Source organism: Hirschia baltica ATCC 49814, from assembly GCF_000023785.1.
Taxonomy (GTDB): domain Bacteria; phylum Pseudomonadota; class Alphaproteobacteria; order Caulobacterales; family Hyphomonadaceae; genus Hirschia; species Hirschia baltica.
In genome coordinates this window covers 771,953-795,019 of sequence record NC_012982.1, presented here as the reverse complement: position 1 = coordinate 795,019, position 23,067 = coordinate 771,953, and the positions used below count along the sequence as shown (strand labels likewise).

The following is a 23,067-nucleotide window of genomic DNA, read 5'->3' as shown; positions in this document are numbered from 1 at the left end:
ATGTCAAATCTCCTTAAGCGTCGTCACGCGCTGGTGAAGCATTTGCCCCACCTGGGATTGGCGTACCACCACTCGAAGCCTTTTTGTGACCAAGTACGCTGTCAGCAATAGATGCTGGACGCGGTTTTGGTTTTTCTTTCACACCAAGGATCGGTAGGATAACGAGGAAGTAAGCGAAATAGTATAAGCCCATAAGTTGAGCTGCCCAAAGCCATTTGAAACCAGCTTTAGAAATCTCTAGACCCGGTTTAGCCGCTTCAGGTAATTCTTGCATGAAGTGTTCAGCGTCGTGATAATCATCAAAGCCTTTAGACTTCACCGCTTCACCTGCTTCATCTGTGTAGGCCACAACTAATTGGTCTTCACGGAATTTGAAAAGCAGATCATCCGGGTTGTTTGCACCAGCGAAACCAAGACCTATTCCACACAAAACAAACAGAATGAAGAATTGTTTTGCCAATGGACGGTAACGCATTGAGCGCACTTTTGATGTGTCGAGCCAAGGCACAACGAACAAGATAGCAATCGCACCAAACATAGCGATAACACCAGCCAATTTTGCGTCAATTGGACCAATATCAAACGTGATCGCACGCAGGATTGCGTAGAATGGTAGCAAATACCACTCAGGCACAATGTGTGCAGGTGTTTGTAACGGGTTGGCTTCGATATAGTTATCTGTGTGACCAAGAGCATTTGGTGCGTAGAACACGAAATATGCAAAGATCATCAAGAAAACGAGGATCGCGAACCCATCTTTCACTGTGTAGTAAGGGTGGAAAGGAACAGTATCCTTTTTCACGTCCTTAACGGACACACCGGTTGGGTTGTTATTCCCTGGAACGTGCAGCGCCCAAACGTGCAACACAACTATACCAAAGATAACAAATGGCAATAGATAGTGAAGCGAGAAGAAACGGTTCAGCGTTGGGTCACCAATAGCTGGTCCACCTTGCAGGAAGGTCTTCACTGTGTCCCCAACCAATGGAATAGCACCGATTAGAGACGTGATCACGCTCGCACCGTGGTAGGACATCTGACCCCAAGGTAGAACATACCCAAGGAAAGCTGTTCCCATCATGATCAGATAGATCACAACACCCAAAATCCAAAGAACCTCACGCGGTGCTTTGTATGATCCGTAATATAGCCCCCGGAACATGTGGATATACACAGCAAGGAAGAACATGGACGCACCGTTTGCGTGTATATAACGCACCAGCCAACCAAATTCGACATCACGCATGATGCGCTCAACAGAAGCAAAAGCTTTTGACGTGTCCGGCACATAGTGCATGGCCAGAACGATACCTGTTACGATCTGAATAACGAGACAGATTGCGAGGATACCCCCGAAAGTCCACCAGTAGTTCAGGTTTTTCGGCGTTGGAAAATCAATCGCCGTGTCGTTTGCAAACCTAATAATCGGCAGGCGCGTATCGAGCCATTTTTCAAAGCCGGTTTTTGGTTCGTATGTAGACGGTCCACTCATGCGAAGATCCCCTTACAACGAAATTTTGATGAGAGAGTCAGAAAGATATGCGTATGTTGGCACTGGCAAGTTTTTCGGTGCCGGTCCCTTACGAATACGTCCTGATGTGTCGTAGTGCGATCCGTGACATGGGCAGTACCATCCGCCAAAATCACCTGTATTACCTTGAGCTGGCCCAACAGGCACACATCCGAGGTGCGTACATGCACCAGATGTTACCAGAATAGCGCGGTTAAGCTCACCATTCATCATTGGCACCAAACGCTCATCATCCGTTTGCGGATCAGGAAGCTTGGAAAGATTCACAGCTTCAGCGGCAGCGATCTCAGCTTCCGTGCGGTGACGTACGAAGAAAGGCTTACCACCAATCAACACACGGATCTCACCGCCCAATGGAATTTTGGATGTATCGACTTCTGCACTTGATGCAGCTCGAGTATCAGCGGCTGGCCCCAGCTGCATGACAAAAGGCCATGCAACGGCGGCGGCACCACCGGCGAATGCCGCACCAGCGGCAATGTGAATAAAGTCACGGCGAGTTTCACCGTCTTCTTCGATATTTGATGTGTGTGCGTCAGACAACGGACAGACCCCTAGCGCAATTGGAGTTATTGCAGAAACTTCTATAGATAGCTACGAAAAAGCGCATGGTGACGCAATGTCGCAACAGCCCCAGAAACCTAATTAGGAGAAGCACCTACAGTGCAGATCGCATTCTATCAACCTGATATTCCGCAAAATCTTGGATCTAATTTCCGAATTGCAGCCTGTTTCTCAACCAAAGTCGATATCATCGGCCCTTGCGGTTTCCCCCTTACTGCCAAGGCTTTACGCCGTTCTGCAATGGATTATGGGCCTATGGTGGACGTTGAACAGCATGATAGCTGGACCAGTTTTAAAAATTCTCCCGACCGAAAAAAAGGTCGCTTAGTTTTATTCACAACAAAAGGTGCAACACCGCTTTTAGAGACTAAATTCGAATCAGGGGACACACTTTTATTCGGTCGAGAGAGCGCAGGCGTCCCCGACGAGGTGCATGATTCGGCTCAAATCAGGTGCGTCATTCCATTGAATCCCGAAGCACGCTCTCTAAATGTGTCTGTTAGCGCTGCAATCGCTCTACATGAAGCATTACGGCAAACAGGCGGCTTACCAAGATAACAAAAAGCCAGTTCGCTCTCATCATCGAACTGGCTTTCTAATTTGAAACAAATGGTTTTGTTTATTTAGCGCATGTCGTTGCTGCGCCCATCATAACCATAGCAAGGCTCATTTTTTTATCCAACGGAAGCTCTTCCATAGACGCTTCAACATCTCCGCCTTTGGCACCTTTGGCAATCAGAGCGAAGGTCTCCTCGTCAGTTCCTTCCTCCAGCGCATCTGCCACGCAGCTACACATTGCCTTGTCTTCACCCTCTTCGACACAGGCATTCACGATGGCAGATTTACCGCCGCCGCCGCCACATGCAGACAAAGCCAGCGCGGACAAGGATAACACTAAGATTTTTCTCATTTTTCTCTCTCATTATTCAGCAAAATATCGAGAGAAACTAAGCGCCCGAGTAAATGCCTTTTGTTCAGATTTGAGGCGATTTGTTCTACTGACAGGCCTCTAAACCATCTTTGAATACACGGCGTGACATCTTTTTATTCTCTTTTGAGAATGCATCCGAAACGCGCTCAAGTCCATCTTCGCCATCTTCAATTGCACCTTGAGCCAATGGTGCCAGCAATTCAGCGTCTAAATTTTCTTCAACATACTCAACGATACAAGCGCAATCTACCTCGCCCTTTGTTTCGTCTTCACAAGAATTTTGAATGCCTGATAAGTCCAGTTTCGGCTCGCTATTACACGCAACCAAGGTTACAGCAGCACATAAAAGTACGATTTTAGATTTCATAACTACCCCTCTTCCATCTCATACATCAGCCTAAAGACTTCAACACAAAGATATTTTACATTTCGATCGACTGTTTTGTGATTTGTAAAAGGCTTACTCTTTCTCAAAAGTAAATAAAAAGGGGTTATGTATTCACTAACACCTTATTTAGTATGACTTTTCCACAGCAATATAGAAAATCTCATTCCGCTTTGACGCAAATTTGTTGCGCCTCCATCATCGTCAAACCAACCGCCATTTGTTCTTGCTCATTTAATGCCTGAACGCCCAGTGACAGCCCGTCATTCCCGCCATCAATAGCACCGCCGGCAAGGATTTTATACGTTTCGGAAGACACATTTTCTTTCACATAATCTGCCCAGCAATTACACATTTTCGGCGTGTTCCCATCAATTTGACACGCCTTACTCATGGCAGCATCAGCACTCAATATTTCAGGCTGTTCGACCATTTCATTCGTCGTTTTCTCTGAAACTGGCGGCGCATCACTCCCGCCATCAGGGCCACATGCTTCCACGATGATATTGCCCACGCTGTAACGATCTTGCTCAGACAATGCCAACATCGCTTTTGCTAAACCCATCGCCCCATTATTGGCCGCTTCAGTCTCCAACGCATCAAAAAGCGCTGTTGGCAGCTCGCTTTTCAAAGCATCTCCCATGCAGCGACATTCAGCCACTTTGCTTCCTTCGCTAATACAGGCTTTTTCTATTGCTGTTGGTTTTTGCTGATTACACCCAACCAGCAAAGTCCCAGCGGATACGAAAAAGATGAACCGAACGAATATTTTTAACATGCCATGACCTTACACTTTTAAATGCTTGTGCCTGTCTTAGACAAAAAACCAAGGAATGCTAACGCTTTTCCTTCCCAAGCATCAAAAGTCGAGCCATTGACATCAAACCTGTGAAATACTTACTCCACCAGAAGGCCGTCGCCATGTCAGACATTTCTCCCGAACAAATGGAAAGCCGCAAATCTGTAGCAAAAGCTTGGTTTGAAAACCTTCAAAGCGATATTATTGCGCGTTTTGAACAGCTTGAAGAAGAGGCCTCGCCGCCACTTTACAAGGGAATAGCCGGCAAATTTGAAATCACGCCTTGGAAGCGCGGTCAGGATGGTGAAGACCTTGGTGGCGGCAATATGGCCATTATGAAAGGCCGTTTGTTTGAAAAAGTTGGTGTGCATACATCTACCGTTTATGGTGAATTTTCTGAAGAATTCCGCAAACAAATCCCCGGCGCAGAAGAAAATGATGGAAAATTTTGGGCGTCTGGAATCTCTCTGATTGCGCATATGCACAATCCACATGTTCCAGCCGTGCACATGAACACACGTATGATTTGCACATCAAAATCATGGTTTGGCGGCGGCGCAGATCTCACACCTCTAATGGAAGTGCAGCGTCATCAAGACAATCCTGACGCAATCGCCTTTCATGCTGCAATGAAAGCCGCTTGTGATGCCCATGAAGGCGCAGATTATGCCCGTTTTAAAGATTGGTGTGATGAATATTTTTATCTGCCTCACCGCGAAGAACCACGCGGAACAGGCGGCATTTTCTATGACCGTCATGACACAGGCAATTGGGACGCTGATCTGGCATTCACAAAAGACGTTGGTGAAGCTTTCGCAGCTATCTATCCAACAATTGTTCGAAACCGTATGAATCAGAGCTGGAACGAGGCTGACCGCGACGCCCAACTTATCCAACGTGGCAGATATGTTGAATTTAACCTGCTCTATGATCGCGGGACAACATTTGGTCTAAAAACAGGTGGAAATGTAAAATCCATTCTCTCCTCAATGCCACCCGTTGTTAAATGGCCGTAAGCTAAGCAGCAATAGGCTTGGCTTCTGATCAGTATTCCTTCATCATGAAGAGATTAGAAGTCGAGCCTTTGCGCGTTTTTAGTTTCACCGTCGGGAGTCATTGCATTTGTTTACGCTGCTCAAAGCATTAGCCACATTCGTCGTGTCTTTTTTTATGGGCATGGTTGGGCTTGTGCTGGGCGTCATAATCTATGGCGGGCTAAATGAACAACTACTCGAAATGGAAGCAAACCACCAAGTCATAGCAAAAGCGATTGCATTTATGTGCATTGGTGGATCGGCCATACTTGGAGGCATTTTTGGCCTACAAAAAGGTGCCCGCTGGACCGGACTTTTCGACAATCCTGACTTTTAGCTTTAGTCGTCGATCGACCCAGCGCCTTCTCTAAGTTTAACATCTTCTGCGATTAAACGCATATGCCGCGCAATAAGCGCCACATCCGATGGGAAATCTTCATCTATCCACCATTGTTCGGCACGTTGCAGCACCTCCCCAACGGGCTTTCCTTCTGGAACTCCCACAGCAATGATGTGCTCGCCACTGATTGGAAAAACCGGACGTTCATATTTTTCTGCAGATTGCGTTAAGACGCGCCAATAGCGGTGATTGGCTTCTCGGCCTCGCACAGCCCATGCAAGACGGGCACGTGCCTTAAATACATCCTTACCCGTTTTATAAATAGCGCGGCGAAATGCTTTTGCAGAAAATTCTTTTGAAAAATCAGTTGTATCTGAAGCCGTCGCAAGCAATCGTTTCTTTTCATAATTGGACATTTTCAGACGTTTCACATCTGCTGATATGACATCTATATCCTTTGGATAGAGCGATAAAAGTCTAAGATAAGGATCTGGTGCCAAATGCTCTTCTAGCTCAAGGCCAACCAATGCATTAAAAAGATCAAGCCCAATCGCTTCTGATAAAACAAACTGCAACACGCCCGTTTGAGACATCGCTTCCAAAACAACTCGCGGATCACGCGCAGCTAGTATTTTTTTTAATTCGCTCCAAATACGTTCAACCGAGATTGTTTCAAGGCCCGCACGATGACGTAAACACGCACTCAAACCTTCAACATCTAGCTGTCCCGAACCATACCATGCGTTGAAGCGAAAAAAGCGTAATATACGCAAATAATCCTCTTTAAGGCGAGTATCCGCATCACCGATAAAAGCGATCTTCTGCTCTCGCAAATCCGATATGCCTCGCCCTGTTGGATCAATCAGGTCTCCCATCAAATCGCAATAGAGCGCATTCACATGGAAATCACGGCGCTTGGCATCTTCTGTCCAGTCTGTTGTAAAAGCGACTGTCGCATGGCGTCCATCCGTAGACACATCGCGGCGAAGGGTTGTAATTTCATAGGGCTGATTATTTGCAACAGCTGTGACTGTACCATGCTCAATGCCAGTTGGATGCACAGCAACATTTGCTTTTAACAGCCGCCGCGTGACCTCATCTGGTTCCCATTTCGTTGCTATATCTATATCAGCAACAGGTTGGCCTAACAGCGCATTTCGTACACAACCACCTACAAAACGTGCACTATCGGGTGCCCCAGCATTTAATGCACGCATCACCCGACGCGCACCATCAGCCTGCATCCATGGCTGAACAGGAAGTCTGTTCAATAAATCAATTGCCATCTTCGTCTGTCTCTTCAGAAACCCCTTTGGTTGGTTCCATAACAGTAGGCAATTTTCGTGCCGTCGATCCTGAATGCACTCTCTCAGTTCCATCCGCATCCGTACCTGGAATTAAATCCCGATCCGTGGGGTGAACAACTTGGTCACAAGGCACTTTCTTGGCCGGAATAAACACACGATTTTCATATCTGGCAGCTTGAAAACACAAGCCTTTATCTGAGGGGTACAACATTGCCTTAATGAACAATCCGCCGCCAGCCAAAACGCCGCCGGCAATCACCAGCCACAATAAAGGCCAACGATCTTTTACACTCATATTTGTTGAAGCGGCACGATACATAAAGAAAATCAAAAACGGTATCGAGAAAAGCGCAAATTCAATCAATATACGGCGTGTCATCCAACTCTTCCCATCTTTCGACAATTCAATGTCTTACAGCATAAAAACCTTACAAGGCGCATGCTAATCTTAAAACAGTGTATTTGTTTAAATAGTGGCCCAATTCAAGGCGAGTCGTAAAGGCAGTCATAGAGTGATTTGATCATTCCCGCCGTCACGCCCCAGATAAACCGTCCATTGTGGGGCATGGCGTAATAGCGCCGCCATTCACCGCCCCATTCTTTGACATGTTCTTGATGATTTTCAGGCGACATCAGAAAGGACAATGGCGTCTCGAAAACTTCATCCACTTCGTGTGGGTCTGGCACGGGCTCAAATTCAGGCGGAAACACACCCACAGTAAGGGACACACAAAACCCTGAAAGGGTTCTATATGGTTCTGCCTGACCGATAAGTTCAACACTATCTCTTGCAACGCCAATCTCTTCTTCAGCTTCTCGCACAGCAGCCTCAGTAAAGCTTTCATTGGGTTCAAGTTTACCACCGGGCAATGCTATCTGCCCCGCATGTGCTTTCATTGTTTTAGGGCGCTGAGTGAAAACAACGCCAAAATCATCGCCGCGATCAATCAAGCCAAACAAAACAGCAGCAGGTCGCAATTTGCGAATAGGAAGTCCGCTACCATCTCCAGGCACAAATGGTTCAATTTGATCTAAAGGTTCCAGATTGGCTTTCATTTCCTCATACGGGTCTGCCAAATTGGCTCTAGCGCGTCGAAGAAAATCTTCTTTGTCTACAAAACTCATTCAGATTTAACCGATCCCAATTCAAAAATCTCTCCCGCCGATTTCACGCCAATAATATTAGCTGCATCATCGAGGGGTTCTGACCATTCAACCAATTCATAAAACGGGGCTCTGGCAACCTTGGCCTCAAGTCCATGTCTTACCTCAACATAAGGTGACGGCTCACCTGTTTCAGCATCCATACTCACACGCAAGGGATGGTTTGCATCAATCACAAAAATATCACCAACATTCGTCGTTACGACCAGATTTTGTTCGCCTTCAATCATCTTTCGATCAATGCGAACAGCAATGAAGGGAGCATCTTCTACGTGAACAATGACTTTTTCATGAGGCGTCACAAGATAAATACCGTCATCATCCTTTCGGAGAATCGTAGAAAACAACCTGACAATTTTCTGACGGCCGATAATACCTCCGTCATGCCACCAGCTGCCATCCTTGCGAATTTCCATCCCGATATCTCCGCAATGCTCAGGATTCCACAAATGCACTGGCGGCAAAGCGCGTTTTCCATCTTCGCCCGCTTGTGTTTTCAATGCATCTAGAACAGCTTGCAAAGGATCTGAAACTGTCTCTTTTGATTTTTCTTCTTCTGTTTTACGCATAGAGACCTTCTCCGCCTTGGTTTTGCCCGACTATAACAGGTACAACATCCTTTTGAGTTTAAATGAAGACCACGTCATGACAGAAACACAATCAAATCTATTCGCAAACACAGATGCAGTCATTGCGGCACTTGGTGACGTCAAAACAGAAATTGGTAAAGCTGTGTTTGGTCAGGAACACGTCGTAGAACTGGTACTTAGCGCTGTTTTATCGGGGGGACACGCTCTTCTGGTTGGTGCGCCGGGGCTAGCAAAGACACGCCTTGTCGAAGCCACAGCAACAGCACTGGGAATTGATTCAGGCCGCGTTCAATTCACTCCAGATTTGATGCCTTCAGATATTCTCGGATCAGAAGTTTTAGACGAATCACCTTCAGGCAATCGCTCCTTCCGCTTTATCAAAGGCCCGATTTTCACCAGCCTATTGATGGCAGATGAGATAAACCGCGCAAGTCCGCGCACCCAATCTGCACTTTTGCAAGCTATGCAAGAGCATCAAGTGACAATTGCAGGTGTCAATCACGACCTTCCCGCGCCTTTCCATGTTTTAGCAACGCAAAACCCTGTAGAGCAAGAAGGCACATATCCATTACCTGAAGCACAATTAGACCGTTTTCTTCTGAAAATTGACGTCAATTATCCTGATGCCGAAACCGAGCGCCGTATTCTCATCGACACAACAAGCGGTGCAGAGAAAAGCGTCAATCCAGCGCTCACTGCAGAAAAATTATTAATGATCCAGCATTTGGTTCGCAATATGCCTGTGCCAGAAAAAGTTGTGAATTCTATCTTAGAACTCACTCGATCAGCTAGACCCGAACAAAGTGACGATCCACGCATCAAAACCCGCGTAGAATGGGGCCCATCCCCAAGAGCCGGGCAAGCTCTAATGCTAACAACGCGCGCGCGTGCACTTTTGCGCGGTCGGTTTGCACCTTCTATTGACGATGTTGAAGCCCTTGCTGAACCAGCACTCGCGCATAGAATGTCACTCAATTATGACCCAACGGGACAAGGTGAAACACTATCAGAATTGATCGCGGATCTGGCGAGAAAAGCATCCTAGTTTCCATATGAAAACGCCGCTAAACCAGATAATATCGGATGCAAATCTCCTTTCAAAGGAGCATCCACGTTTGCATGCCAAAGCGGGCCCCGCCTCTGCTGCCCACCAAGGCAGTGCTGGTCGCCGCAAAACCGGACAAGGTGAAAATTTCTGGCAATATCGTGGTTATAATGCAGAAGACAGCGCGTCTCGGGTGGACTGGAGAAAATCTTCTCGCGGTGATCAGCTTTTTGTCCGTGAAACAGAAATGGAAACAACGCGCACATTCCTTTTCTGGTGTGATCCATCAGACGGGTTTGACTGGCGCGGCAGCGAAGACGTTTCCACAAAAGCAGGCCGCGCGCTTTCAATTTTAATGGCGCTTGGCAGCTCCATTGCCAAATCTGGCGATCGCTGCGGCGCACTTGGCGGCCCCAGAGCGCCAAGCTCAGGCGGCAAAGCTGCTTTATCAATGGCCCAAGATTTGTGGCAAAACCCTGTGGAAACCTCTCTTCCCGTATCAAATAAAAAACCTGCCACATTGGTATTAGCGTCAGATTTTTATCGCCCACTAGAAAGTTTAAGTGCATGGATACAAGAACTCGCTCATAAAAATCGTAACGGCACTCTGCTCATGGTCTACGATCCCATCGAAGCCAGCTATCCATATGAGGGGCGGATAAGATTTTTTAATCCATCCGCAAAAAAAGACCGATTAATCGGGCGCGCTGAAAATCTCAAAGAAGAATATTTGAAGAGATTCCAACAACGCCGCGATGACATGCAAGCGCTCGCTCATAGTGTGGGATGGAATATTGTTTTCCATCAAAGCAACGAACCAGCTGCGCCTGTGTTTATGCAAATCTCAAGCTGGCTTGAAATGACACGACAAGACGGAAAAAAACCGGCATGAATTTAGGTTCAGTTTTCTTTGCTCAACCTTTGGCACTGCTCGGCTTGCTAGCCTTGCCGGTTATCCTGTGGTTGCTGCGCGCAACCCCGCCTGAGCCAAAGCGTGTGGTTTTACCATCGCTCAGCTTGCTAGATGATGTCGACCAAATTGAAGAAACGCCCGCTAAAACCCCATGGTGGATTCTAGCACTTCGCTTTGCCACCGCCGCACTTGCTATTATCGGCTTCTCTCAGCCTTTATTGCAATCGCCTCAAAGCAATACACAAAACATGCAATCAGCACTGATTATTGTTGATAATGGTTGGACGAGCACTGAACAATGGAATGACATTAAACAAACAATACTTTCCTCATCAGATGCAATTTCCGACAATGGCGGCTCCATCCACCTTGCCTTCACAGCCCCTTCAACGCTCACGTCAGACATAAACCAAGCTCTTGGTGTAGATGAAGTGCGAAAACGCCTTCAAATTGAAAAGCCAGCTCCATGGAATCCCGATCACAACGCATTGCTTGATCGCATTGAAAAATCGTCCCTAAACCCCTCTAAAATCATATGGCTAAGTGATGGTTTAGAGCATAATGGAAGTCAGGCATTTAATTCCTATTTGGAAAAATCCAGCGCAGTCGAGATTTATAAATTCGCGCCGCGTTCCGCCTATGCAATAACAAATGCAGAAACCTCTTCCAATGGTGCCAATGTCTATTTGAAAAGACTAGCTAGCGAAACTGCTATTGAGACGCGTGTCATTGCCGAAAGTGAATCAGGGCTTAGTCTGGCCAGCGCTATTGCAACTTTTACTCCCAATACCACTCAGGCCGTCGCAGAGTTTTCTATTCCCTCGGCAATTCTCAATCAAATAGCGCGATTTCGTGTTTTAGGCTCTGCTTCTGCTGGGCAAGTCTGGCTTTGGGATGATAGCGCGGCAACACCCTCAGTTGCTTTAGCAGACCCAGTCCCAAGTGATCAGCCGCTATTGGAAGAATTCTATTATATCCGCAAAGCGCTTTCTCCTCATGCCCAGATGATGGAAGGTGAATTATCGCAAATGCTCTCCAGATCACCCGATGCAATCATTTTGGGTGATCGCTCTCTAATCGGCTATCCTCACCTGACAGAGTTGGAAGACTGGATAGAAGAAGGCGGCGCTCTTATCCGCTTTGCAGGGCCAAAACTAGCAGCGGCCGAAAGCCATACTCTAACGCCAAGCCCATTGCGTTCCGCAACCCGCGCGCTCGGCGGTGCCTTAGCTTGGGAAGAGCCTCAATCCATTGCTCCCTTTATCGCAACAAAGGGTTTTGCTGACATCAAAACACCTGCGGACTCCATTCTTGTGAGACGACAGGTTCTTGCCCAACCTAGTCCCGAACTCGCAGCTTATACATGGGCAAAACTAGCAGACGGCACCCCATTGGTCACAGCAAGAAGCTATGGAAAAGGGCTTATTGTCTTATTCCACGTTACCGCCACACCGGAATGGTCAGACCTGCCTTATGATGGCGCATTTGTTAGCATGCTGCGCCGCGCGGCAGCATCTGGAAATGGCAAAAGAAATACACAATCCGTTTCAACTGGCACACTTGCGCCCTTTAGGCTGGTTGATGCTTTTGGTCAGCTTAAACTACCTTCAGGAAATCTAGAGCCATTATCTGCAGAAGCTTTTTCCATCACAACACCTTCACCGCTATCACCGCCTGGCCTTTATCAAGGACCGCAAGGAAGCCGTGCCATCAATGCAGGTGCATTCGCTGCTGAAGAATTACAGTCACTTGCATCAAATGCTGTTGTTTTTGATGAAGCACTCAGTCAAAAACGGCGTGGCTTGGGAGGCGTGTTTTTAATGGCAGCTTTTGGACTTTTGTTTCTAGATTTGGTTGTCGCGCTTCTCATCTCAGGCCGTTTTAGACGGTTTTCGAAATCAGCAAGTTTCGCTCTCATTCTATTCATGGGTGCTAGTGTCTTTGTTGACCAACCTTCCCAAGCCCAAACAGAAGCTGCCCCAAAAGCACCAATATCAAAAAAACAAAAAGAAGCTGCATTGCAAATGCGCTTTGCATATGTGGAAACAAACAACCCCGCATTAAACATGCAATTAGCTGCTGGTTTAAGAGGGCTAAATCTTGAACTTTTTCGGCGTACTTCCGTGGAACCCGCAACGCCCCATTCTGTAAAACTCGGCATAGATGCTCTTGATCTATATCCGATGATATATTTTGCCCCTGAACGCGACGCTACAGCACTAACAGTTGAACAAATAGACGCACTCAATTCTTATCTTAGAAATGGTGGCTCTCTTGTCATAGACACACGCGATGCCATTCCGGGGCAAGCTGTCAGCGCGCGCCTCAAAAATATCATCCAAGGGTTGGATGTGCCGCCCTTGCAACCCACGCCCAATGAACATGTTTTGTCACGCAGCTTCTATTTGCTTAATAATTTCCCCGGCCGGCTCGCAAGTGGACAAGTCTGGATAGAAGCACAAAACAGCGCGAGCACATCTTCTGGCGGTGATCGAGTATCACGTATCTATATCGGTGCATCCGATTGGATCGGTGCTTGGGCAATTGATGATAACAACCGACCATTAAATTCTATGGATGGACAAGAGTCGCGCCGCGAAATTGCCTATCGTTTTGGCATTAATCTCATCATGTGCATCCTCACAGGAAACTATAAAGAGGACCAAGTTCACATTCCAGCGCTTCTTGAACGCCTAGACGCAGAAAATGCGAACGAACCCAACAGTAAACCCACACGAGAACGCACAATTATACCCAGTCCTTCAACAGGAAACCCACAAAACCTCGACGAATTCTTTGACTCGATGCGACGAAAACGAGACCAGCAAGGATTGGACACGCAAGAATGATAGAGGCTTCACGCATAGGTTTTGACCCATTCATTCCGTGGATCTGGATATGGGGTTTTGTCGCTGTCTCCATAGCCGTTTGGGTATTGTACGTCTTCCTGAGAGGTCGCGCATGGCTGACTCGCGCATTGGGGTTTGCAATACTCACTTTGGCACTTTCAAATCCGCTATGGGTGAAAGAACAACGAGAAGGCCAAAAAGACATTGTAGCCGTTGTCTTAGACAAATCAGAAAGCATGAATTTTGGTCAAAGGTCACAGACCGCCAAAGCCGCTTTCGAAAAGCTAAAAACTGATTTAGAATCAAGGCCTGATATAGAATTACGCATCACTGAAACGTCTCAAACCAGTGAAGCAACGAATATTTATCAAGCTCTAAATTCCGCATTATCAGATGCCCCACGTGAACGCATTGCTGGCTCTATTTTGATAACTGACGGGCAAGTTCATGACTTGCCAACATCAGCAAAAGAAGCGCTCCCCTTTGGACCAGTCCACTCTCTCATTGTGGGGCAAAAGGGAGAGCAAGACCGCCGCGTCGAAATTGTCTCAAGTCCTAATTTTGGCATTGTTGGCAGCATGGCAGAACTTTCAATTCGCGTTGAAGATGCAAACTCTTCCAACGTCGATGTCAATATTTCGGTGAATGGTGAACGTGTTGCCACGCATTCGGTGCGCACAGGAAAAACCAGTAAAATCAATGTAGAAATACCAAGACGTGGCTCCAATCTCATCGTTGCAGAAGTTGGAGAAGGTGCCAGCGAACTCACACTTGCCAACAACAGAACTGCCACAAATATTTCCGGTGTCAGAGACAGATTACGTGTTTTGCTTGTCACTGGAGAACCACATTCGGGTGCCCGCGTTTGGAGAGATTTACTAAAAGCTGACCCTTCTGTAGACCTCGTCCATTTTACGATTTTACGGCCCCCTCACAAAATGGACCCAACACCACTAGATGAATTGGCGCTTATTTCATTTCCCACACGCGAATTATTTGTTGAAAAACTAAAAGACTTCGATCTGGTGATTTTTGACCAATACAAACGCATAAATGTGTTGCCGATGATCTATTTTGATGGAGTCGCCAGATATGTCGCTGATGGAGGCGCACTCCTTGTTGCAACAGGACCACCCTATGCAATGCCATCATCCATATACCGCACACCCCTTGCGGCTATTCTACCCGCTCAACCAACTGGCCGAATAATAGAACATACTTTCAATGTACTACGAACAGAATTAGGCCAACGCCACACCGTAACCTCTTCTCTCCCCAATGATAAAAACTGGGGCCGCTGGGAACGCTATGTAGAAGCAAAGGCCGCTTCTGGTGAAGTCCTGTTAAAGTCAGATAACGGAGATCCGCTACTCGTCCTCGACCGCGTCGGAGACGGGCGTGTGGCCGTTTTACTATCGGACCAATTGTGGATGTGGGCGAGAGGCCATGATGGCGGCGGCCCCTATTCAGAACTCGTGCGACGCACAGCCCATTGGCTAATGAAAGAACCTGAACTTGAAGAAGAATTGCTGACACTCGCTTCTAATGGTCAACAAATGAAGGCGAGCCTGCGATCACTGTCTGACCGACCCAACTCACTTTCCATCACGACACCCAATGGAGAAATACTAACACCAGAATGGGAAAAAACCGACGAAGGGCGATTTGAAGCAAGCGTCGATGTCGATGGCCTGGGAATGTATACAGCTCGCGCTGGAGAAGCTGAAACGGTCGCACTAAATGGCCCCGCCAACCCGCTAGAATACGCCAATGTACAATCAACGACGCGCATTCTCGCTCCAATAGCAGATGCGACTCATGGCGGCACATTCCGCATTGGCGAAACCAATAATCCCGATTTACCCGCTATCCGTCGCGTGTCTAAAAATGGTGATCATGCAGGAGAGAACTGGGCCGGATTAAAGCGCAATGAAGCCTACACTGTTCGCTCATCTCAAGCCACACCACTCCTCCCCGGCGTCATCGGAATGGCCTTGCTGATGTTGATTTTGTTATTTACATGGCGACGTGAGGGACGCTAAGTCGCCCCTGATTTTCCAAAATAGCATTATCTTCAAGTTCAATAGCTAACAAGCGATGCTCTGGAATATATCCTGGTGCTGGGTAAGCTTGTGTTGAAACTTGCTGAAACCCAATTTTGCTGAAATAGGGCTCATCCCCGATTAGAATAGCCATTGGCCATCCAGCTTTCTTCGCAAGATCAACGCATTGCTGCGTTAGGATCAGGCCCAAACTGCTACCACGATACAAGCTATCGACGGCGACAGGCCCAACAAATACAGCGCGCCCTGCATCTCCCACCTGCAGAGGCCATAACCGCACGGCTGCCACTACATTTTCATTTGCATCAACTGCCACTAAACTCATGTCGGACAGCAATTGATTACCTTCACGCAGGCGTTCTGCCGTCTTTGCAAACCGTCCAAAGCCAAAACAGCGATCATATAATGCTTCAATACCAACAGAATGCTCTGCTTGTTCCAAGGCAATTGTGTATGATGGAAAGGATGGATCTAAGACCCGTAAAGATGCGGACATACTAAAACTCAAAAACGAAAAATCAGAAAAAACTGTTGCAAAACGAACAAAAAAGACGATCTGCACAGAACGTTATTCTCAGTCTGATTATCTTCGTCGTAGTTTCATAGTGTTCCCTAGCGATATATTATCAGCCACTTAGGGGTAAAGAATTAGATTGTCAAAGCTTAAATTTGCATAATGTCCACTTTTATATCACCAATAAACTCATTATGCGTAAATTTCATATCAATTTGCCTACGCGCAATCCTTGCTCTTCCTTAAGTTCAAAATCAGTTTAAACAGTGCTACTCAAATTACATTCATTTGGAGTTCTAGTGGTGGCGTTGCTTTCTATTTTCAAAAACATTCAACTACAAACTCCGTCAGACCCACCGTCTCCGGCAGACAGCCCGAACAGCTTAGACGTAGATAGTCTAAAGCAGAGTGCATTTTCATATGGCCAGCAAGCGCTTGAATGGGTAAATGCAGAACTTCTGCATACATCGACGCTTATACAATTTGCGACTATTTTGGGTGTTTTGGTCTTAGGTATTATCCTCTCGCCACTCGTCAAAAATTGGATAAGTGCAGGCCTGAGCAAGCTTCCTGAAAATGTCTCTCGCAACATCTCAGGTCCAATTTTGCAAATTGTACGACCATTGCTATGGCTTGCTGGCTTGTTTATCGCTCTGCCAACTCTCGAAGGCATGGGATATCCAACATCATTTGTTAGGCTTGCCAGCTCTCTCGCACTCGCATGGGTAATTATCCGAACAGCCACTTATATCGTCCCAGCGGAATACCGGCAGGCCACAACATGGATAGCTTGGGGTGTTGCTGGTCTAAATGCGTTTGGCCTTTTGCTGCCCACCTTAAATTGGCTGGACAATAACGGGTTTAGCTTTGGTGACAGACTTATCACTCTGCCCTTTATCTTTCGCGCTATCTTATTTTCAGCACTCTTCCTCTATGGTGCAAACTGGTTATCCAAACGCCTAAGAGCACGTATTGATACACTGCCTCGCGTAGAACCTTCAATACGGGCGCTAATATCTAATGCGACGCATGTTGGGCTATTCTTTGCTGCTGTCGTCCTTGCACTCTCCTCATTGCAAATACCGCTTGGCGGCCTCGCGGTTCTTGGAGGGGCGCTTGGTGTCGGTATTGGTTTTGGTATGCAGCAGATTGTTGCCAATTTCATATCAGGCATCATCCTGCTAACCGATAGATCCATAAAGCCGGACGATGTCATTGAAGTGGACGATACTTACGGTGTGGTGAAATCCCTTGGTTTGCGTTATGCCTCTGTCGTCACACGCGATGGAAAAGAACACCTCATTCCCAATGAAGGATTGGTGACAAACAAAGTCGTCAATTGGAGCTATTCAGATAATCGCGTCCGCATTAAACGCAGATTGCGCGTGGAATATGAAACGGACTTAAGAACAGCGACAGACCTCGTTGTTCAGGGAGCTAAAAAGATCGACCGCGTATTAAAAGACCCCGCACCGACATGTCTTGTCATGGAGTTTGGAGATGAGGCTGTTGAAATTGAATGCCGTTTCTGGATTAATGACCCACAAAACGGCATCAATAATGTTGGCTCTGCCGTCATGATGTCTGTCTGGGATTTATTTAAAGAAAACGGAATTGATATCCCGTTGAGGCAAGAAGAAATCCTTATCCAGCCCGGATCTGTTTTAGAAGTCAAAATGGCCAAGGAGTGACGCATTTCTAATTCGTCACTTAACGGCAAGATTTAAATTCAGCTTCACTTATTTTTCGATGTCACCAATCGTCAAGATCGAAGCTGCTTCAAGATTTTTGGCGTCTAAAAGATTGACTATTTTCTCAAGCGCAGCAACCAGCATGGCTTGCTCCCAGCTTTCAAGCTTTTCGAATTTAGCTTCAAACACTTGCTGTAAATCTCTAGGTGCATCCTCAAGCGCTTTTTTTCCGTCTGGCAATAATTCTAGCCAGACTTTCCTTTTATCGCTGTCGCATTTCGTCCGCTGGATAAATTTCCGCGCAACCAACTTATCAACAATAGATGTAATCGTTGCATTGGTGAGCTTTGTTTCTTTTGCAATTTCACTTGCTGATAAAGTTTTGCTTTCATCCAATAATTGCAAAACCCTCAATTGCGAATGAGTTAGGTGCGCTTCTCTGGCAAGATTTCTAGAGTCCAACTCTACGCGACGCTGTATCTGACGCAAAGCAACCACAACATCCATCGTACGCTGACTCATTTTATCATCCTGCAATGCTAACCGACGAGGTTAGGCCCCAAAGCCATTTTCAGTGGCGCTAGATATGGCTCAAACTTTAGCCATGCGTCCAGTCCTTTTGTGTTGATAGGTTGTCTAACCTGTTCAGAGCTTGCGGTTCTAACTGGTCGATCTGTCTTATGAAAATCAACACATGCTCGCTCAAAAGGTAGATTACAATAATCCAGAATACGGGACACTTGGGTTTCAAGGTCGTTTACAACATCTTCATGCTGAACCCTCAAAACTTTGCCCGGCAACACGTCATCCCAATGCTTCATCAAATCAACATACGCGCGGTAATACCGGCCTATTTCTTCTAGTCCGTATGTGAATTCCTGCCCCTCAGCAAACAATTGCTTGAAGCCAGAAAAACAACATGACATTGGCTCTCGCCGCGCATCAATAATTTTTGCGTTCGGCAGAATTAGGTGGATCAAACCGATATGCCGGAAATTGTTGGGCATTTTATCGGTAAAAAAGGCTGCTCCCTGACGGTGAATACGCGTCGTTTCTATATATTCCTGCCCCATCGCCTTTAATTGGTCAGCACTTAGACTGGTCAAATTCTCAGGATATGCGCCACCATTAGAGCGATTTCGTCCACGCAGCCTTTGTGACAAAGCCAAAATATTGGGCAGTTCTAAGGTTCCATCAACCTGAGAATGGGAGGCCAATATTTGCTCGATCAGCGTCGAACCAGCACGGGGTAAACCAACTATAAAAATAGGGTCAGCAGCCTCAAATCCACCTCCCTCTGATCCTTTTAAAACATCCGATGTGCAAAATTGCTTTTGCAATGCGAGTTCAGCTTCCATCCCTTCGCTTGTATATCGGCTTTGCGTCCGTTTTAGAGTATTTCCTTTCTCGAAATACCGAAAAGACTTTTCGATATCTCCTGATTTTTCAAAAGCACTTCCCAATGCAAAACAAAAATGAACGCGGTCAGCATAACTAAGATCAGCGCGTAGCTCTAATTCCTGCATTTGCTGCATTTCAGTGTTTGAAAAACTATAGGTTTTTAAATTTGCCAATGCATACCACGCATCACCTTGCTCTGGTCGTGCGCGACAGGCAGCATTATAGGATGCAATTGCTTCTTTCTGTTTTCCCCATGTCTTCAAAGCATGTCCGCGAGAGGTCAATGTCGCTGGATCATGCGGCAGCGTTTCCAGCACCGCATCCATCAGCTCGACAGCGCCCTCATAATCTCCGGTCTGCATCTTCTCGATGGCGTAATGCGAACGGAAAATCGCATTTTCTGGGTCAAGATCATATAACCGCTTAGCTTCTTCAAGCGCACGCGAGAATTTTTGGCGCTTTCTTAGAATTTGTATGTAGTCCAACCGCAATTGGATATTATCGGGTTCAAACTCAACCGCTTTTTCCAATAATATTTCTGCATCCTCTAAGACGCCTAGCCGGCTGCCGATATCTGCCAGCAAACGCATTGCTTCTACGTCTTTGGGGCTGGACTTCAAATGTATGCGGCACAAATCCTCAGCTTTTAGCAATTTGCCTTCAGCTAAAAAATTAGTCGCCGCATATAATGGTTTAGATAAAGATTTTAGACGATCAGCCTGCGCTTGCGCATTTATCGCCTGCTCCTTTTGTCCCGTCTCTCGCAGTAAGCCAGCCTGCTTTTCCCAACTTGCGGTGAGCGCTGGATTAAAACGGCATGCGGCTATAAATTGTTTAAGAGCTATTTCTTTTTGCCCTTGCGCCAAAGCTAGATATCCAGCCTCTTGATGAGCACGTCCAAATTCGGGCGCTATCGCAAGCAATTTATCAAGAAATGATTGTGCAACATCAAACTTGTTTTGATATCGTCCACACACAGCGTGCATATAAAGCGCTTCCTGTGCATATTCAGGATTGTCCAGCAAAGGTTCAAGCTCAATGCATGCTTGAGCAAATTGATTTGCATACATCGCGGCTTTTGCTCGCTTCAACTGTTCAGCGGCTTGCTGCACATCATTCATTTTGTAATCCTGAATACCAAAAGAAGCGCTATGATCTCTCAAAGCGCTTCCTTTTTTAAAACAAATTTCTTTGTAAAACTAGAAGTCTACGCCAACACGCACACCCACAGTGCGAGGTCTCGCAAGAGAGACACGACTACGGTCATATGTGAAGTTACCTGAGTATTGAGCTGCCTCATTCGTCAAGTTGTCGACATATGCTTCCATTCTCCAATTATCTTTGGCAATACCTGCAGACAGAGCTGCAGTCGTCCAACTTTCCAATTGGATTTTGTTGATTTCGATAATGTCTGTGTATGATTCACCAGAATGTACAATTTGCGGCATGATGTGAGCACGATATTCACCCATATCCCACTCATAGCGCGCACGCAAATTGCCTTGGAATTCAGGTGCAAATGAAAGCGGTGAACCAACCAACACATCATCTGTCGGCACTAACACCTCAGTCACCTCTGTATCAAGCAATGACACAGCACCCGAAATGGTCAAACCATCAATTGCATCAGGTGCCCAATCAAAGTCTGCTTCAACACCCATAATTTCTGCATTGGCCGCGTTATCAGAGAAGAAAAGATTGGTGATGTTTGGATCGAAAATAGTCGTCTGCATATTCTCGATTTCAATCATGAACGCACTACCATTGATGCGCAATGAGCTATCAAACAACATTGTTTTCCAGCCAATTTCATAATTTTGCACATCATCTGTATCAACTGCGAATGGCACAGTATATGTGCCCGCAGCATTTGATGCTCCACCCGGACGGTTCAATAATCCCGGACGGAAACCTTCAGAATATGTTGCAAACAACAACACATCATCCATTGGCTTCCAGTCAGCTGTCACTTTGAAAATCACGCCATCAGTTGCAGCTTTATCAACTGTGCTACTACCTTCACCGCTGAATTGAGCAGATATATTTGTACCTGCACGTTGAGCATCTGTTGAACTGCCCAAATTGAAGAAAGATGAGTTTGCACTACCTTCAAAATCGACTTCGATGTCGTACGCTCTCGCCCCAACAGTCAATGTAAAGACTTCTGGCACGATATCATAAGCAAGCTCACCAAAGAGCCCCATTTGCTTATCGGTACGCAGAATATCATTTCGGAAAATAGTTGGCGCGTAGAAAGGGCCAGCATCAGAATAATACCCTGGAGATGCACTTCCCACTTCGCCAGTCACTTCTGTGTTGGTAAGTGGATAATTCGGTGCAAACCCTTTTGTGACGCCATCAAAGCCAAGCACTTCTGTTGAACCAGCGTAAATGAAATCATTTTTCTCTTTTAGTTCAAGATCACTGTAGAACCCACCAAATGTTGCACGAACACGGTGTTCTGCCGGCGTATTAAAACGCAATTCATGCGTTTGAACCTTAAGTTTGTTGCTGATATCAACCTTTTGATCAGGCGCATAACATGTTCCTGACGGGTCAGTGCCTGCTCCCGGATAAGTCACAGATGCATCACAAATATAGTAAGGTAAATACTGACCGATAAAGAGATAATCCGTATAATCGACGGTCTGATCTGTTTCTCTATCTGTAAATGCCCCTGTGTAGACAGCTTCAAGCCCGCCTACTTCACCTTCAAGCGTCCAACTTACATTTGTGTAGGAATCTTTCGTGTCGTCTTCACTATAGCGCTGAATTTCCCAATCATCTAAATCAGGGTCGCTAAAGAACACACCTTCTGTGTCTAGCTGTTGTTGCGCCAGCGCAGTGGTCAATTTCCATTCGTCATTGATTTGATAAACACTACTCAAACGAAAACCGGTGTAGACAGTATCGTTGAAATTTTTCTCTACGAGATTTTGATTATTCGCAGCTTTAAAATCAACATTGCTCAAGTCTGCCCCAGCTTGAAAACCAGCACGGAATGGTTCAACAGCAACGCCATTGTCTCTCATTGTGCCTTCAGCGCGGAAACGCGCGGAATCTTCAGCGGTGATTGAACCTGGAACATTATCAATATAGCCGCCTTGGCTATCAGTATACATCACACCACGCACCGCGAAGTTGGATGTAACTGGAACATTGATCATGGCTTCAAGATTGTGAGATGGATCACCGCTTTCAGTAAAAGCTGTTCCAAATCTAACATTTGCTTGAAACTCATCAAGGTTAGGCTTGTTCGTAATCAAACGCACAGTACCAGCCTGAGAACTCGCACCAAACAAAGTCCCTTGAGGGCCAGACAGCACCTCGATACGCTCAAGGTCGGCAGCATAGACATCAAGATTGCGGCCAGGTTGTGCTAGTGGCTGCTCATCAAGGTAAAAAGCTACATTTGGAGAAAGACCAGCAACGCCTGCTGTTGTCGTAGCTGGCGTCGTAGATGCAACCCCACGAATGTAGATTGTGCTTTGGCCTGGGCCACCACCGCCACCAGCTGTCACACCAGGAAGCTGCGTGAGGTAATCTGTAAACACACTGACATTCAACTGGTCTAAATCTTCCGCACCAATTGCATTGACTGCGATGGGCACATCTTGAGCGCTCTCATCACGTTTTGTCGCAGTAATAACGATAGATTGTAGGCGTTTTTCTGAAACACCCTCGGATTGGTTTTCTTGAGCTAAACTTTGAGACGGCAAAATCAAAGATGCAATTACAATTAATGAAGCACCACTTAGATTGCGAGCCATATAGAATTCCTTTGTTTGTTCTTTGTCTGACCAGCGTATTTCGAAGCGATCAGAATAAAGGCGGATAAGTATCTATCCGTATCCAGCTCAATTTCTTTAGCAGATCGTTTTAATTTTGAAACAGGAAGAACAAGCTCTATTTTTATATAAATCAGCAATTTTCTGACAAAAACTAC

At 46.3% G+C, this 23,067-nt stretch carries 21 protein-coding genes; 8 read left to right on the top strand and 13 right to left on the bottom strand.

Annotation, left to right across the window (positions count from 1 at the left end):
- Positions 1-13: 13 nt before the first annotated feature.
- The gene (locus HBAL_RS03755; RefSeq protein ID WP_015826590.1) at positions 14-1,492 is read right to left on the bottom strand and encodes a cytochrome b; all 1,479 of its coding nucleotides are present in this window, start codon (positions 1,490-1,492) and stop codon (positions 14-16) included.
- Between the two features lie 12 nt (positions 1,493-1,504).
- Entirely contained in the window at positions 1,505-2,074 is a 570-nt protein-coding gene (gene petA / locus HBAL_RS03750; protein WP_015826589.1) for a ubiquinol-cytochrome c reductase iron-sulfur subunit, read from the bottom strand.
- Positions 2,075-2,194: 120 nt separating this feature from the next.
- Between petA and HBAL_RS03745 the strand changes: the two genes are divergently transcribed.
- Positions 2,195-2,653, top strand: a complete 459-nt coding sequence (locus HBAL_RS03745) for a tRNA (cytidine(34)-2'-O)-methyltransferase (RefSeq protein ID WP_015826588.1) — start codon at positions 2,195-2,197, stop codon at positions 2,651-2,653.
- Between the two features lie 61 nt (positions 2,654-2,714).
- Here HBAL_RS03745 and HBAL_RS03740 read toward each other — a convergent pair whose 3' ends face one another.
- The 3 genes from HBAL_RS03740 to HBAL_RS03730 form a co-directional block, all read right to left on the bottom strand.
- Positions 2,715-3,005, bottom strand: coding sequence for a hypothetical protein (locus tag HBAL_RS03740; RefSeq protein ID WP_015826587.1), 291 nt, complete (start codon positions 3,003-3,005; stop codon positions 2,715-2,717).
- Between the two features lie 85 nt (positions 3,006-3,090).
- Positions 3,091-3,393, bottom strand: coding sequence for a hypothetical protein (locus HBAL_RS03735; RefSeq protein WP_015826586.1), 303 nt, complete (start codon positions 3,391-3,393; stop codon positions 3,091-3,093).
- A gap of 181 nt (positions 3,394-3,574) precedes the next feature.
- Entirely contained in the window at positions 3,575-4,189 is a 615-nt protein-coding gene (locus tag HBAL_RS03730) for a hypothetical protein (protein ID WP_015826585.1), read from the bottom strand.
- A gap of 143 nt (positions 4,190-4,332) precedes the next feature.
- Here HBAL_RS03730 and hemF point away from each other — a divergent pair, with 143 nt between their 5' ends.
- On the top strand, positions 4,333-5,226 hold the full coding sequence (hemF, locus tag HBAL_RS03725; protein WP_015826584.1) for an oxygen-dependent coproporphyrinogen oxidase: 894 nt from the start codon (positions 4,333-4,335) through the stop codon (positions 5,224-5,226).
- 106 nt (positions 5,227-5,332) lie between these two features.
- The gene (locus HBAL_RS03720; RefSeq protein ID WP_015826583.1) at positions 5,333-5,581 is read left to right on the top strand and encodes a hypothetical protein; all 249 of its coding nucleotides are present in this window, start codon (positions 5,333-5,335) and stop codon (positions 5,579-5,581) included.
- 2 nt (positions 5,582-5,583) lie between these two features.
- Here HBAL_RS03720 and HBAL_RS03715 read toward each other — a convergent pair whose 3' ends face one another.
- The 4 genes from HBAL_RS03715 to HBAL_RS03700 all read right to left on the bottom strand — a co-directional run bounded on the left by HBAL_RS03715 (position 5,584) and on the right by HBAL_RS03700 (position 8,624).
- Positions 5,584-6,870 carry a CCA tRNA nucleotidyltransferase gene (locus HBAL_RS03715; protein ID WP_015826582.1) on the bottom strand — a complete coding sequence of 429 codons (1,287 nt, stop codon included), beginning with the start codon at positions 6,868-6,870 and terminating at the stop codon, positions 5,584-5,586.
- A complete protein-coding gene (locus tag HBAL_RS03710; protein WP_015826581.1) occupies positions 6,860-7,270 on the bottom strand; it encodes a hypothetical protein in 411 nt (136 codons plus the stop codon). Before HBAL_RS03710 ends, HBAL_RS03715 begins: the two co-directional genes overlap by 11 nt.
- A gap of 104 nt (positions 7,271-7,374) precedes the next feature.
- The gene (locus tag HBAL_RS03705; RefSeq protein WP_015826580.1) at positions 7,375-8,016 is read right to left on the bottom strand and encodes an NUDIX hydrolase; all 642 of its coding nucleotides are present in this window, start codon (positions 8,014-8,016) and stop codon (positions 7,375-7,377) included.
- The gene (locus tag HBAL_RS03700; RefSeq protein WP_015826579.1) at positions 8,013-8,624 is read right to left on the bottom strand and encodes a DUF1285 domain-containing protein; all 612 of its coding nucleotides are present in this window, start codon (positions 8,622-8,624) and stop codon (positions 8,013-8,015) included. Before HBAL_RS03700 ends, HBAL_RS03705 begins: the two co-directional genes overlap by 4 nt.
- Before the next feature lie 76 nt (positions 8,625-8,700).
- On the opposite strand from HBAL_RS03700, the gene HBAL_RS03695 reads away from it, so the two are divergent.
- From HBAL_RS03695 to HBAL_RS03680, 4 genes are all read left to right on the top strand, one after another.
- A complete protein-coding gene (locus tag HBAL_RS03695) occupies positions 8,701-9,690 on the top strand; it encodes an AAA family ATPase (RefSeq protein ID WP_041301377.1) in 990 nt (329 codons plus the stop codon).
- 70 nt (positions 9,691-9,760) lie between these two features.
- Entirely contained in the window at positions 9,761-10,582 is an 822-nt protein-coding gene (locus HBAL_RS03690; RefSeq protein WP_015826577.1) for a DUF58 domain-containing protein, read from the top strand.
- On the top strand, positions 10,579-13,452 hold the full coding sequence (locus HBAL_RS03685) for a DUF4159 domain-containing protein (protein WP_015826576.1): 2,874 nt from the start codon (positions 10,579-10,581) through the stop codon (positions 13,450-13,452). Before HBAL_RS03690 ends, HBAL_RS03685 begins: the two co-directional genes overlap by 4 nt.
- The gene (locus HBAL_RS03680; RefSeq protein WP_015826575.1) at positions 13,449-15,494 is read left to right on the top strand and encodes a DUF7408 domain-containing protein; all 2,046 of its coding nucleotides are present in this window, start codon (positions 13,449-13,451) and stop codon (positions 15,492-15,494) included. Before HBAL_RS03685 ends, HBAL_RS03680 begins: the two co-directional genes overlap by 4 nt.
- Here HBAL_RS03680 and HBAL_RS03675 read toward each other — a convergent pair.
- Positions 15,469-16,011 (bottom strand): GNAT family N-acetyltransferase, encoded by a 543-nt coding sequence (locus HBAL_RS03675; RefSeq protein WP_015826574.1) that lies wholly within the window; start codon positions 16,009-16,011, stop codon positions 15,469-15,471. The genes HBAL_RS03680 and HBAL_RS03675 overlap by 26 nt on opposite strands.
- A 320-nt stretch (positions 16,012-16,331) precedes the next feature.
- Between HBAL_RS03675 and HBAL_RS03670 the strand changes: the two genes are divergently transcribed.
- Positions 16,332-17,720 carry a mechanosensitive ion channel family protein gene (locus tag HBAL_RS03670; RefSeq protein WP_233356736.1) on the top strand — a complete coding sequence of 463 codons (1,389 nt, stop codon included), beginning with the start codon at positions 16,332-16,334 and terminating at the stop codon, positions 17,718-17,720.
- Between the two features lie 48 nt (positions 17,721-17,768).
- Here HBAL_RS03670 and HBAL_RS03665 read toward each other — a convergent pair whose 3' ends face one another.
- The 3 genes from HBAL_RS03665 to HBAL_RS03655 form a co-directional block, all read right to left on the bottom strand.
- Complete coding sequence (locus HBAL_RS03665; protein ID WP_015826572.1) at positions 17,769-18,242, bottom strand: MarR family winged helix-turn-helix transcriptional regulator; 474 nt, start codon at positions 18,240-18,242, stop codon at positions 17,769-17,771.
- A gap of 17 nt (positions 18,243-18,259) precedes the next feature.
- On the bottom strand, positions 18,260-20,242 hold the full coding sequence (locus HBAL_RS03660; RefSeq protein ID WP_015826571.1) for a tetratricopeptide repeat-containing sulfotransferase family protein: 1,983 nt from the start codon (positions 20,240-20,242) through the stop codon (positions 18,260-18,262).
- Between the two features lie 78 nt (positions 20,243-20,320).
- Positions 20,321-22,891, bottom strand: coding sequence for a TonB-dependent receptor (locus tag HBAL_RS03655; RefSeq protein ID WP_015826570.1), 2,571 nt, complete (start codon positions 22,889-22,891; stop codon positions 20,321-20,323).
- Between the last annotated feature and the right edge of the window lie 176 nt (positions 22,892-23,067).

Excerpts from the sequence above, each read along its gene's own strand:
- HBAL_RS03730 (WP_015826585.1), bottom strand. The coding sequence starts at position 4,189 with ATGTTAAAAATATTCGTTCGGTTCATCTTTTTCGTATCCGCTGGGACT.
- HBAL_RS03735 (WP_015826586.1), bottom strand. The coding sequence starts at position 3,393 with ATGAAATCTAAAATCGTACTTTTATGTGCTGCTGTAACCTTGGTTGCG.
- HBAL_RS03695 (WP_041301377.1), top strand. The coding sequence starts at position 8,701 with ATGACAGAAACACAATCAAATCTATTCGCAAACACAGATGCAGTCATT.
- HBAL_RS03710 (WP_015826581.1), bottom strand. The coding sequence starts at position 7,270 with ATGACACGCCGTATATTGATTGAATTTGCGCTTTTCTCGATACCGTTT.
- HBAL_RS03665 (WP_015826572.1), bottom strand. The coding sequence starts at position 18,242 with ATGAGTCAGCGTACGATGGATGTTGTGGTTGCTTTGCGTCAGATACAG.
- HBAL_RS03685 (WP_015826576.1), top strand. The coding sequence starts at position 10,579 with ATGAATTTAGGTTCAGTTTTCTTTGCTCAACCTTTGGCACTGCTCGGC.
- HBAL_RS03740 (WP_015826587.1), bottom strand. The coding sequence starts at position 3,005 with ATGAGAAAAATCTTAGTGTTATCCTTGTCCGCGCTGGCTTTGTCTGCA.
- HBAL_RS03655 (WP_015826570.1), bottom strand. The coding sequence starts at position 22,891 with ATGGCTCGCAATCTAAGTGGTGCTTCATTAATTGTAATTGCATCTTTG.
- HBAL_RS03680 (WP_015826575.1), top strand. The coding sequence starts at position 13,449 with ATGATAGAGGCTTCACGCATAGGTTTTGACCCATTCATTCCGTGGATC.
- hemF (WP_015826584.1), top strand. The coding sequence starts at position 4,333 with ATGTCAGACATTTCTCCCGAACAAATGGAAAGCCGCAAATCTGTAGCA.
- HBAL_RS03705 (WP_015826580.1), bottom strand. The coding sequence starts at position 8,016 with ATGAGTTTTGTAGACAAAGAAGATTTTCTTCGACGCGCTAGAGCCAAT.
- HBAL_RS03755 (WP_015826590.1), bottom strand. The coding sequence starts at position 1,492 with ATGAGTGGACCGTCTACATACGAACCAAAAACCGGCTTTGAAAAATGG.
- HBAL_RS03700 (WP_015826579.1), bottom strand. The coding sequence starts at position 8,624 with ATGCGTAAAACAGAAGAAGAAAAATCAAAAGAGACAGTTTCAGATCCT.
- HBAL_RS03715 (WP_015826582.1), bottom strand. The coding sequence starts at position 6,870 with ATGGCAATTGATTTATTGAACAGACTTCCTGTTCAGCCATGGATGCAG.
- HBAL_RS03660 (WP_015826571.1), bottom strand. The coding sequence starts at position 20,242 with ATGAATGATGTGCAGCAAGCCGCTGAACAGTTGAAGCGAGCAAAAGCC.
- HBAL_RS03675 (WP_015826574.1), bottom strand. The coding sequence starts at position 16,011 with ATGTCCGCATCTTTACGGGTCTTAGATCCATCCTTTCCATCATACACA.